Origin of the sequence: Streptomyces rugosispiralis (genome assembly GCF_024505145.1) — a bacterium.
In the GTDB taxonomy this organism is placed as follows: Bacteria; Actinomycetota; Actinomycetes; order Streptomycetales; family Streptomycetaceae; genus Streptomyces; species Streptomyces rugosispiralis.
In genome coordinates, this window is record NZ_JANIAA010000013.1 from 120,360 (window position 1) to 132,676 (window position 12,317).

The window sequence follows — 12,317 nt, forward strand, 5'->3', positions numbered from 1 at the left end:
GTCAACGTCAACAGGGGTGTCGCCAGCCAATCCCGTGGTGGGGTGCCCCGAAGGTTCGGTCCGCACCCCACCCCTTCGGTGGGCCGGTACGGTAGGTTCACGAAACCTCGTCAAACAGCGACCAATTATCGCCGTTAACGCGCTGTTCACGAATGCATGCGAGGCAGCAGCTCGATGAGCTCGCGCCGCCCGGAGACGCCCAGCTTGCGATAGGAACTCGTCAGATGCTTCTCGATGGCGCGGGAGCTCACCCCCAACTCGGCCGCGACCTCCTGGTTGGTCAGACCGCGTCCGACGAGGGAGGTCACGGTGCGTTCGGTACGGGTGAGGGTCGCCTCCGGCGGGGCGGCCGCCGCACCGCTGCCGTCCGCCGCGCGGATCCGCTCGACCAGCCGTGGCACCCCGCACGCCGAGGCCAGCGCCGCGGCCTCCCGGAGTACCGCCGCCGCCTCGCCGCCTCCCGGCCGCAGCCGCTTGCCCAGCAGCAGCAGGGTGCGGGCGAGTTCCAGTTCATTGGCCGAGGCACGCAGTACGTCGACCGATTCGTGCAGCAGCCGCACCCCCTGGTCACCGTCGGTCAGCCGGGCCTTCACCCGCAGCGCGCGGCCGAGCGCCACGGGGGCGCCCCATTCCGTCGCCCGCAGCAGTTCCTCCTCGGCCAGCGCCCCGGCCGCGTGGGGGTCGCCGACCCGCCGGTGGAGGTCGGCCGCCCAGGGCCGCCAGGAGAAGAGCACGGGATTGCGCCAGCCCGACGCCTCCAACTGCCGGCCGCAGGCCAGGAGGGTTTCCAGGGCGCTGGTCCAGCGGCCGTGCTCGGCGTCCTGCGCCGCCTTGACGAACTGCAGCGCCGCGGTCAGGGCCAGGCTCGAGGAGCGACGCCGCCCGGGGCCGTCCAGAATCCGCTCGATCAGCGCGGAGTCCTGGAGGTCCAGGGCGACACGAGTGAGGGCGAGGGTGGAGACGACCCCGGCCTCCTGCCAGTGCACCTCGGCCAACCGCACGGCGCGCTCGGCGTATTCACGTGCCTGGGCGACGCGGCCGCGGGCGCTGAGCACCATGGCCTGCTGGACGTTGACGAGCGCGTCCACGACCGTGCCGCCCTGCCGCCGCGTCTGCCGCTCCATCGCCAGCCAGGAGCTGATCCCCCGTACCGAATCGGCGGCCACCAGCCCGATCACCACCAGCGGCAGCGGGGTGTGGACCTGGTCGGAGGTGGCCGGTTCGCGCTCCAGGATCCGGTTGGCCAGCCGGGAGACCTCGGCCGCGGGCCATCGGGCGGTCAGCACCGCCGCGTTGAGCAGCACCGCCGTCAGCTCGCGCTCGGCGTAGGTGATCAGTGGCGGCTCCTCCCGCAGCGCGGACAGCCGCTCGACCGCCGCGGCCAGCTCCGCCGAGTCCTCGTGTCCGGCGTGTCGCAGCCGCGCCTCGAGCCGCAGTGCCACATCGCGCGCCGTGCCCTCCAGCGAGTCGGCGGGCCCCAGGTCCTCGGCGACCTGGTGCAGCAGATCGATGGCCGACGGGGGTCCCAGGCCCACGATGGTGGGCGAGATCCGCAGCGCCGCGGCGGCCCGGAGCCTGGCCGTGGTCAGCAGGGGGATCGCCTGGGAGATATGGCGTTCGCAGGCGGCCGGGTCGAAGCCGCGCTCCGCGGTGGCCAGATCGATCAGCAGCCGGGCCCGGCCCTCCCCGGTCAGCGAGCCGTCCAGCAGGGCGCGGCGCAGATAGCGGGCGGCGGTGCGGGGCGCGCCGCGGCGCAGCGCGGTGTCCGCCGCGGCGCGCAGCACCTCCACCGCCCAGGGGTGATCGGAGCTGGTGACGGCCAGGAGCTGGACGGCGACGAGCTCGGCGGGGCGTCCGTTGTGGTACATCAGGGCCGCCGCGGCGTCGTGCAGCCGCTCCCGTTCGGCCACCGTCATCGAGGACTCGACCGCGTCCTGCACCACCCGGTGGAGGAAGCGCGGCTCCTGCTCGGCGGCGAGCAGTCCCAGCTGGTGGAGGTCGCGCAGCGCGGCCAGGAAGCCGATCGGGTCCAGCCCGGCCAGCCGGCCCAGCAGGTCCGGTTCCGCCTGGTCGCCGAGGATCGCGATGGCCGCGGCCAGGTCGCGCGGGGGCCGGGGCTGGGCGCGCAGGGAGCCGGCCAGCCGCTCGCGCAGCTGGGCGGGGCGCAGCGAGCGGGCCACCTCGCCATGCTCGGCGGTGGGCCGGTGGCCGCGCATCGCCAGGTCCGCCAGCACCGACTTCAGGAACAGCGGGTTCCCCGCGGAGCTCTCGTGGCAGGCGCGGGCGAACTCCTCGTCCCCCGGTACGCCGAACTGCTCGAGGATCACTTCCTTGGTGGCGCCCAGCGACAGCGGCGCGGGGCGCAGCACCTGCCGCGCCGCCTCGACGATCTCCCGCAGCAGTGGGTCCCCGGGCCGCCGGTAGCCGTCCCGCAGCGCGCAGACGAGCACGACGCGCAGCCCGTGCAGCCGCTTCACGAGGAAGGCGAGCCAGCGCAGCGAGGGGGTGTCGACCCACTGCAGATCGTCCACCAGGATGAGCAGCGGGCGCTCGGCGCCGGCGGTGGCCAGCACCGAGCGCAGGCCGTACAGCGCCTCCTCGGGGATGGTGACGTCCCCGTTCTCGTCGAGCGGCGGGGCATCGTCGGAGAAGACCGTCCGGCAGAGGTCGACCTCTGCCTCGATGCGCTGCCCGCGGAGCTCCTCCGGGGCGCCGGTGAGCAGGCTGTCGAAGAGCTGGCGGACCACGCCGAGGTCGAAGTCCTGCTCCATCGGCGCGGCGTTGGCGCGCAGGACCCTGATCTTCTCGCCCTCGGCGACCGTCGGCAGCCGGTGCAGCAGCGCGGTCCGGCCGGCGCCCAGGGGGCCGGTGAGTAACAACAGTGACGAGTCACCCGCCGCCGCGGCCCGCAGTGCCTCGGCGACCCGCGCCAGCTCGGCCTCCCGTTCAAGCAACATCGATTCCCCCTCCTTGCGCCGCCCGCAGCAACTCGATCAGCTCCGCACGACCGTCGATCCCCAGCTTTCGGTAGGCACCGCTGAGTCTCAACTCCACGGTGCGTCTGCTAACGGAGAGGGTCTCGGCTATCTCCCGGTTGCCATGGCCGAGTCCGACGAGGGAGGCGGTACGCCGCTCGGGTTCGGTCAGCGTCGCCCACGCCGGATGCGGGACGCGTCCGCGGACGGCGGAGGGCCCGGTCCGCTCGGACAGCTCGCGCACCTTCTCGACCAGCTTGCTGGAGGGCCGGTGGGTGGTGGCGAAGGTGAACAGCTCGGCCACCAGGGGGGCCGCGGCGCGCGGGTTCCCGGTGTCGAGTTCGGCCGTGGCCAGCTCCATCAGGGCCCCCGCGTAGGCGAGCCGGGCCGGGGTGCCGCGCAGGGTGGCCACCGCCTCGCGGAGCCGCTCGACCCGCCCTTCGCGGACCACCCGGCCGATGCCCAGCTGGGCCCAGCCGAGCGTGTTGGGGGCGCCCCACAACCGGGCCAGCGCGAGCTCCTCGTCGGCGAGCCGCCGTGCCTCCTCGTGGTCGCCGAGGGCGTCGTGGACCCGGGCGGCCATCGAACGCCACGGCATCAGGGCGGGGTTGATCCGGCCCCGGCCCAACTGCCATCTGCCGGTGGCCCGGAACAGCTCCACCGCCTCCGGCAGCCGGTCGTCCTTGACGGCGACCAGCGCCCGGGCGAAGAGCAGATAGCCCCAGGATGAGCCCTCGCGCGACTCGGCGGGGGCGGAGGCGGCCGCGAGCACACCGGCCTGGCCGAGGTCGCCGTTCTCCAGGGCGATGAGGATCCGGACGGCCAGCAGATACGGGACGGTGTACCGGTGCCAGAGGGAGCGGGGCAGCGATCGCTCGGCGGCGGCCACGTCCCGTTCGGCCATGTCGAGGCGGCCGCGCCGCAGGTTCAGCTCGCCGCGGACGGCCAGGGCCTGGGCGGCGGCCGCGCGGGCGTGCCGCCGGCGCAGGTCGGTGTGGAGGACGTCCAACCGGACCTCGGCCTCGTCCAGGTCGTCGGTCAGCAGCAGGGTCCGGGCGGCGGTGAGCCGGGGCAGGATCAGGGCGCCCGCGCCGCCGTCCAGGGTGAAGACCCGATGGGCCAGCGCCCGGGCGGTGGGCAGGTCCGCCCCGCGCAGGGCCAGCCGCCAGGCGCACGCCGCGGCCTGCACCGGGCAGGTGGGGTCGTCGGGCAGTGGCGGGATCCCGTCCGGGACCAGATCGGTGTCGTCCTGCCCGTCGGACTCGGTGAGCCAGAACAACCCCGCGAGCGCCCCCCGTTCCTCCCCGTCGGTCGCGGGCAGCACATCGACGATCGCGCGGCGCAGCGCCTTGTCGTCGCCGCGGGAGAGCCCGAGGTCGGCGGCGCGTGCCCGGATCCGGCCGGGCCCGCCGTCCCCGGTGCGGATGATCTCCGCCAGCCGACGGCCGGCGGCCTCGGGGGCGGCCAGCACTTCGATGGCGGCGAGTTCGAGGCCCAGCTGCGCACGCGGCGCCGGGTCCAGCGGCTCCTCCAGCGCCCGGGACAGACAGGCGATCGCCTGGGCGGTCCGGCCCGCGCGCAGTGCGGCGGCGCAGGTGCGGCGCAGCACGGGGATCACCCAGGGCTCGTCGACCGGGCGGGCGGCCAGCAGCAGCCGGGCGATGTCCTCGTCGGCCACGGCCGCCCGGTAGGCCAACTCGGCTGCTCGGGCGTGGAGTTCGGCCCGCTCGTCGCCGGGCATCTCGGCGAGGATCCAGCTGGCCGCCTCGGGCCGGCTCAGCCGGAGCCCGGCCCCGGAGGCGATGGCGAGCCCGCTCTCCTGGAGCGCCTCGGGCAGTCCGGGCTCGCTCGCGGCGCGGGGTCCTGCGAGCGCGTACAGCAGGGACAGATCCAGCAGATCGCCGCAGACGGCGAGCGCGCGGACGAGCGCGACGGCCGTGTCGGACAGCCCTCCGAGCACCCGGAGGGCGTGTTCACCGCCCACGGCCTCGGTGATGGTGGACAGTTCCGGCACCCGCCCGGCCACCGGCGCGTAGCCGTGTTTGGTGAACCGGCGCAGTGCCTCGGACAGCACCTCGGGGTTGCCCGCGCTCGCCTCGAGGGCCGCGGAGATGAAGGTGTTGTCGCCGGGGCGGCCGCAGATCAGCGCGACCGTGGCGGCCACGTCGCGCACGGCGAGCGGGGCCAGTTCACATTCGAGGGTGATCACCTGCTGCGGCGCGGTGGACAGGGGGCACGCGCCGGGGCTGAGCCGGCCGGTGCCGCTCACCAGGAGAACGATCAGGGCGTCGGGCAGCCGCCGGATGAGCGCCCCGAACCAGCGCAGCGAGGCCGGGTCCAGCCATTCCACGTCGTCGACGACCAGCAGTGTGGGCCGTTCCCGGGCGGTCCGCAGCAACTCGGTCAGGCCCGGTAAACGGCTCTCGGGCCGCTGTCCGGTCAGGGCCTTCATCGAGCCGTTGGTGAGTCCGTTCATCGGGGCCAGCAGCTGTCCCACCACGCCGTAGCGCACATCGCGTTCGCCGGGGGTCGCCTTGGCGCGCAGCACGCGGAAGCCCTGGTCCTCGGCCAGCCGGGCGGCGAGGTTCAGCAGGCGGCTCTGTCCGTAGCCGGGCCTGCCGATCAGTGTCACCACCGAGGAACGGCCCCGGCCGAGGTCGGCGACGGTCTGGGCAAGCATGGCCTGCTCTCGTTCACGGCCGGGGAACGGGAGCCCGTTGAGCTGCATAGTGTGACTATATGCCTGGGGTGAGGCGTGGACCTGTCATCGAAGCGCCGTGCGCGCGTCAGCGTCGGCCGCGTGATGCGAAGACCCACTCGGGGGCCTGCGGGTCGGGACGGCGCGGGGTGCTCAGCACCGAGGCCAGCTCCCCGCGCTGACCCACACTCAGCTTCCGGTAGACGCTGGTGAGATGGGTCTCCACGGTGCGTACGGTGACGAACAGCGACTCGGCGATCTCGCGGTTGCCCGCCCCGCTCGAGGCCATCTGGGCCACCTTGCGCTCGGTGCCGGTGAGCAGGTCGACCGGCGAGGCGGTGATCTCGCGCATCCGGCCGCCCGCGGCCACCAGCCGGTTGCGGGCGTCCTTCGCGAGCGCGAGCGCGCCGCAGCCCTGCGCGAGGTCGACGGCCGAGCGCAGCCGCTCCCGGGCCTCGCGCGGCCGCCCCGCGTCCAGCAGCGCGCCGCCGAGCAGGAACTCGGCCCGGGCGTGCTCGGAGCGGGCGGGCGACCCGGAGAAGTGCTCGACCGCCTCGGTGAGCCGGGCGATGCCCTCCTCGCCGGGGGTGGTCACCCCGCGGGCGAGGGCGGCGAGCCCGAAGGCGCGCGGGGTGCTCCAGCGACGGGCCAGCTCGGCGCCGTGCTCGACCAGGTCCCGCGCCTCGTCCGACCGCTTCTCCGCCGCGAGCACACAGGCCGCCTCGGTCCACCAGGGCACGAACGCCGGGTTGGCGAAGCCGGACTCCTCCAGGGATGCGCCGCAGTCGAGCAGCAGCCGCAGCGCGGTGGCGCTGTCGCCGAGCGCCCAGCGGGCCCGGGCGCGGGCCATGAGATACGAGTGGTACTCCATGACGAACCCGTCCAGGTTCGGCCGGGTGACGGCGGCCAGCAGCTCCTCGGCCCGCTCCGGTTCGCCCCGGTCGATCAGGATCGTCGCGAGCACGGTCTGCGGCATGATCACATTGGCGCTCCAGCGCTCCTCGCCGATGATCTCGACGGCGGTCTGGGCGTCGGCGAGGGCGTCGGGGATCGCGCCGACGCCGTGCAGCAGCTGGGCGCGGTAGGACAGCGTGATCACATACGACCACACCGCAGCGTTGTCCTGGCCGTGGCGCAGCGCGTGCTCCAGGGCCTCCATCGACTCCTCGATCTCGTCGGCCAGACCGAGGGTGAACGCGGAGAAGAGCAGCGACCAGTTGTCGAGCCGGTCGGCGGAGCTCAGCGCGCGGCGGGCCTGCCCCACCGCCCGCCGTACCGAGCGGCCCTCCATCGCGGACAGGACCGTCATCATGGCGAGCATCTGGCGCTGGGCGGGGGTGTCCCCGGCGGGTTCGGGGATGCGCGCGAAGCGCTCCCGGACCGTGTGGATGGTGGCCTTCTCGTCGGATCCGCTGATCAGCAGCGTCGATTGGACGAGGGTGCGCAGCTCGCGGTCGCGCGGATCGGGGTCGGGCCCCAGCTCGGCCTCCAACTCGTCGAGCACCTCGCTGAGCACCCGTACGGCGGCCGGTGACTGCTGGACGGTGAGGCAGGTGAGGCCGAACTGCACGGCGACGGGCGCCTTGGTGCGGATGTCGGTGGCCAGCGTGAGCGCCCGTTTGAGCAGGCGGATGGCCTCGGCGGGGTTGATCTCCGCGAGCGCCTTGGCGAGCGGGACATGCGCCGACAGGCTGTCCGGCTCCGCCTCCAGGACCCGGTAGAGATAGCGGGCGGCGGCCTCCGGGGCGCCGCGGTGCTCGGCCTGGGCGGCGGCCTCCCGGAGCACCCAGCCCATCCACGGCTGGGGGGTGCCGGGCACCAGCAGCACCTGGTTGGCGACCTCCTCGGCGGGCCGTCCGGCGTCGCTCAGCAGCAGGGCCGCCCTGGCGCGCAGCTCGGCCAGCCGCTCCGCCCCGGCGGCCTCCAGGACCGCCGAGCGCAGCACGTCATGGGCCAGGTCCGCCCGGTCCTGCGCCATCACCTCGGCCTCGCGCAGCTGCTCCACGGCCTCCGCGACACGGGCGGCGGGCACTCCGGCCAGGGCGCCGATGTGCTCCGCGTCCTCCTCACCGAGCACCGCGATGGCGGTGGCCACGTCCCGGACCCAGTCGGGCCTGGCGTCGAAGAGTGCGCGCACGGACAGGGCGACCACGTAACTCCCGACCTCGGCGATCTCGCGGATGCCGCTCTCGTCGGGCGTCACGCCCTTGGCCCGCAGCTCGCGCAGCAGCCGGGTGACGGTCAGCGGGTTGCCGCCGCAGACGGCGGCGGCGCGCTCGGCGAAGGCGGGCGCGACAGGGGCGGTGAAGACCTGGTGGGCCATTTCGGCCACTTCGGCGTCGGTCAGCGGATCGAGGCGGATCACCGCGGAGCGCGGCTGGGCCAGGATGTCCGCCAGGGCCGCGGGGGCGACCGGCTCCTCCTCGCTGCGCTGGGCGAGCACCACCAGCAGCGGCAGCTGGTCGGCCCGGCGCAGCAGGAAGTCGATCCAGCGCAGGGAGCGCTCGTCGCACCAGTGCACATCGTCCAGGACGAGCACGAGCGGGCCCTGGGTCATCAGGTTGGCGGCGAGCCAGTACAGGCCGTGCAGCACCGGATAGACGCTGGCGGCCGTGGGCGGCCCCTCCTCGGCGGGGCGGGGGCTGAGCGCGGGGAGGGCGCGGCGGGCGCTGCCGCGCAGCAGCGGGGAGTCCTGGGCGCCCTCGGCCGAGAGTCCGAGGCTTCCGAAGAGGGCGCGTACGCCGCCGTATCCGGCTCCGGCCACCACTTCACCGCAGGCGCCGTGCAGTACGGTCATCTTCCGGCAGGCGTCGCCGTCGAGGAAGGCGCGCAGCAGGCTGGTCTTGCCGATTCCGGCCGGGCCGGACAGGATCACCAGACCGGAACGGCCGCTGTGGGCGGCCTCCGCGTGGGCGGTCAGCGCGGCGAGTTCGGCGGCGCGTCCGACCAATGCGCCGGGTAAACCGGAATCCGTTTTCCGGTCCACCACGCAGCCTCCTCGAGCCACAAAATGCGAAGAATTTTCGGAAAAGTGTGCTGCTGCCGCGAGCAGCAGGCTACACGAGCGCAATGACGACGATCAATCCCGATCAGTCTTATGCAATCCCGATCGGGTCGTGGAACAGCGAAGCCCGGAGACGGAAGGTGTGGTGAGGGCGTTCACCGTCCCGTCCCCGGGCCGTTCGGTATCACTGTGTGGGTACGAGGCGTGAAGTCTTCTATGGCATCTCCCTTCGTCGGCTCACGATCACGGGGTCGTTCGGGCCGCCTAGAGGGCGGCCTCCAGGGCGACGGCGGGCGGGTGGAGCTCGAACCAGACGACCTTGCCCGCCGCCGTGCAGGTGGATCCCCAGCAGCGGGAGAGCAGGTCCAGCAGGTGGAGTCCGCGCCCGCCCTCGTCGTCGCCGCACGCCTGGCGCGGCAGCGGCTGCCCGGGGTCCTCGTCCGCCACCTCGCAGCGGAAGGCCCGGTCGCCGGAGCACAGGGAGAGCGTCAGCCGGATCGGTCCGCCCGCGTGCCGCAGGGCATTGGTGACCAGCTCGCTGACGAGCAGTTCGGCGTCATCGGCGAATTCGTGCAGCGTCCACGCCGAGAGCTGGGCGAGCGCCAGCCGCCGGGCCGTCGGCACCGAGGACGGCTCGGAGGGGAGCAGCCAGGACGTCCCGCCGCTGGTGGCGGGGGTCGTCGTGTCCGGGCGGCGCGCGGTGCTCAGCGGGGAGCCGTGCGTGTGGGCGAGGGTGACGGCGTTCATGCTGACGTGTCGGGGCTGGTCCGGGGGGCGGGGATGGCGCGCCCGTCGGGAAGGATTTCACCCGTGTCCGCGAAGATCACCACTCCGTTGCAGAGCAGGCTCCATCCCTGCTCCGGGTGGGAGGCCACCGGCCGCGCCGAATCATGGTCCGGTGCGTCGGCGGGAGGACATGGGGGTTGATGGAGGCACATGGTCCGAACCTTCGATCTTCCGCCAGTAGGAGGCGGCGGAACTCACCGAGGCCACCATCCTGGTCGGGAGCGGCCGGACGCGGCGAGGGGAGATATCCCCGCATCGGTACCCGTCCCGCTCCCCGTCCCCACCGGATGGTCACGGTCGAGCGACCACCGCTCACCCTCGGTCAACCGCGCCGGGCGCCCGCCCGGGGTGGGTGCGACGAGCCCCGGCCCCGGCATAGCCTGGAAACAGGGCTTCGGGTCCGTGCGGGGACAGGTCCGCCCGCCCGGGGCCGGTGCGAGGCATCGATGGGTGCGGTGGCGACGGGCACCCCGACCGGGCGGCAGGCAGTGCGGCTGCCGGCCGAGGTGACGAGTTTCGTGGGACGCCGGCAGGAGGCTGCCGACGTCAAGCGGATGCTGTCCGCGTCCCGCCTGGTCACCCTGACCGGCGTCGGCGGGGTCGGGAAGACCCGGCTGGCGCTGCGGGTCGCGGACGAAGCGCGCCGGGCCTTCCCCGACGGGGTCTGGCTGGCCGAGCTGGCCGAGCTGGACAACCCGGCGCTGCTCGCCCAGGGCGTCACCGAGGCGCTGCGGATACGCGACCACTCCTCCCGCCCGGCGATGGACGTCCTCGTCGACCATCTGCGGGACCGGCAGGCCCTGATCGTCCTCGACAACTGCGAACACCTGCTGGAGGAGTGCGCCCGGCTCGCCGACCGGCTGCTGCGCGCGGCCCCCCGGCTGCGGCTGCTGGCCACCAGCCGTCAGGCGCTGGGCACCGCGGGTGAGCAGAGCCTGGCCGTGCCCACCCTGGGGCTGCCGGACCCCGAGGGGCCGCGGCCGTCCCTCGCCGCGCTCGCCCGGTGGGACGCGGTGCGGCTGTTCGTCGAGCGGGCCGCGGCCATCGTGCCCGGGTTCGAGCTCAGCGAGGACAACCGGGACGGGGTGGAGCTGATCTGCCGCCGGCTCGACGGCATCCCGCTGGGCATCGAGCTCGCGGTCGTACGGCTGCGCGCCCTGTCCGTCCAGCAGCTGCTGGACCGGCTGGACGACCGGTTCCGGCTGCTCACCACCGGCTCCCGGACGGTCCTCCCCCGCCACCAGACGCTGCGGGCGCTGATCGACTGGAGCTATGAGCTGTGCACCGAGCGGGAGCGGCTGCTGTGGTCCCGGGTCTCGGTGTTCGCCGGAAGCCTGGACCTGGAGGCGGCCGAGGCGGTCTGCTCGGACGAGGGCATCGACCGCGAGGAGATCCTGGACCTGGTGACCGAGCTGGTGGACAAGTCGGTGCTGCTCAGGGAGGAGCACCCGGCGGCGGTGCGCTACCGGATGCTGGACACGCTGCGCCAGTACGGCCGTGAGCGGCTGACCGCCTCCGGGGAGGAGACGGTACGGCTGCGGCGACACCGCGACTACTACCGCGGGCTCGCCGCGGACGCGCGGGCGGCGCTCTTCGGACCGGCCCAGGTGCAGTGGTTCACCCGGCTCCACCTGGAGCACGCCAATCTGCGCACCGCCCTGGAGAACTGTCTGGCCGAGCCCGAGCAGACCGTATGCGGCCTCGACATGGCCGCCGACCTGCTCTACCACTGGATCACCAGCTACTACCTCGGCGAGGGCCGCCGCTGGCTGGACGAGGCGCTGGCGCTGTGCACCGAACCCGACGGGTCGCGGGCGCGGGCGCTGTGGACCGACAGCTGGCTGGCCGTCATCCAGTCCGACGTCGACGCCGCCGCGGCCATGCTCGAGGAGAGCCGGTCCCTCGGCACCCGGCTGGGTCTGGAGCCGGTGCTCGCCTATGCCGCGCTCTACTCCGGCATGGTCGCGATGTACCGGGGCGAGACCCGGTCCGCGATCGCGCTCTACGAGGAGGCCGTGGCCCGGCATCGCGCGACCGGCGATCCGGTGGGGCTGGCCCTGGCGCTCATCCGGCTCTCGCTCGCCCACTCCTTCATCGGCGACTCACCGCGCGCGATCGCCCTGGGCGAGGAGTCGCTGGAGGTGTGCGACGCGTACGGGGAGGGCTGGCACCGGGCCTACACGATGATGGCGCTCGGCGTGGACGTCTGGCGCCAGGGCGACACCGTCCGGGCGACCGCCCTGGAGAAGGAGAGCCTCGCGTTCAACCGCTCGCTGGACGACCCGCTGGGCGTCGGGGTCAATCTGGAGGTGCTGGCCTGGATCGCGGCCACCGAACACGACCACGCGCGGGCGGCCAGGCTGCTCGGCGCCCTGGGGACCCTCTGGCAGGCCATCGGCGCCCCGCACTCCGGCTACGGGCATCTGGTCCACTACCACGAGGAGTGCGAGGCCGCGGTGCGGCGGGCCCTGGGCAAACCGGCCTTCAACGCGGCGTGCAAACAGGGCGCCCGGCTGTCCTACGCCGAGGCACTGGGGTACGCGCTGGAGGACGAACTGCCCAGCGGGGAGCCGGCGGCGGGCGGGCGGCCGTCGCCGCTGACACCCCGGGAGTCCGAAATCGCGCGGCTGGTCGCGCAGGGGCTCAGCAACAAGGAGATCGCCTCGTCCCTGGTCATCGCCCAGCGCACGGCCGAGGGCCATATTGAGCACATTTTGAGCAAGCTGGGTTTCACCTCGCGTGCGCAGGTGGCGGTCTGGGTAGCGGAACAGCACCGCACCACCGAGGCCGACGGCGAACGCCCGCCGGAGGATACGGTCTGAAGGCCGCACCGACATTCTCAAGGGGCAAGGGG

6 protein-coding genes are annotated in these 12,317 nt (G+C 73.8%); 1 reads left to right on the plus strand and 5 read right to left on the minus strand.

Translation table 11 applies throughout. The features are described from left to right. Positions 1–146: 146 nt before the first annotated feature. From NP777_RS21305 to NP777_RS21325, 5 genes are all read right to left on the minus strand, one after another. A complete protein-coding gene (locus NP777_RS21305; RefSeq protein WP_256651769.1) occupies positions 147–2,957 on the minus strand; it encodes a helix-turn-helix transcriptional regulator in 2,811 nt (936 codons plus the stop codon). Continuing rightward, the gene (locus NP777_RS21310; RefSeq protein ID WP_256651770.1) at positions 2,947–5,703 is read right to left on the minus strand and encodes an AAA family ATPase; all 2,757 of its coding nucleotides are present in this window, start codon (positions 5,701–5,703) and stop codon (positions 2,947–2,949) included. The genes NP777_RS21305 and NP777_RS21310 overlap by 11 nt, the downstream gene beginning before the upstream one ends. 58 nt (positions 5,704–5,761) lie before the next feature. Continuing rightward, on the minus strand, positions 5,762–8,662 hold the full coding sequence (locus NP777_RS21315) for a helix-turn-helix transcriptional regulator (RefSeq protein WP_256651771.1): 2,901 nt from the start codon (positions 8,660–8,662) through the stop codon (positions 5,762–5,764). 279 nt (positions 8,663–8,941) lie between these two features. After that, on the minus strand, positions 8,942–9,424 hold the full coding sequence (locus tag NP777_RS21320; RefSeq protein ID WP_256651772.1) for an ATP-binding protein: 483 nt from the start codon (positions 9,422–9,424) through the stop codon (positions 8,942–8,944). Continuing rightward, the gene (locus NP777_RS21325) at positions 9,421–9,615 is read right to left on the minus strand and encodes a DUF5999 family protein (RefSeq protein WP_256651773.1); all 195 of its coding nucleotides are present in this window, start codon (positions 9,613–9,615) and stop codon (positions 9,421–9,423) included. Before NP777_RS21325 ends, NP777_RS21320 begins: the two co-directional genes overlap by 4 nt. A 294-nt stretch (positions 9,616–9,909) precedes the next feature. On the opposite strand from NP777_RS21325, the gene NP777_RS21330 reads away from it, so the two are divergent. Next, a complete protein-coding gene (locus NP777_RS21330) occupies positions 9,910–12,285 on the plus strand; it encodes an ATP-binding protein (RefSeq protein WP_256651774.1) in 2,376 nt (791 codons plus the stop codon). Positions 12,286–12,317: the final 32 nt, after the last annotated feature.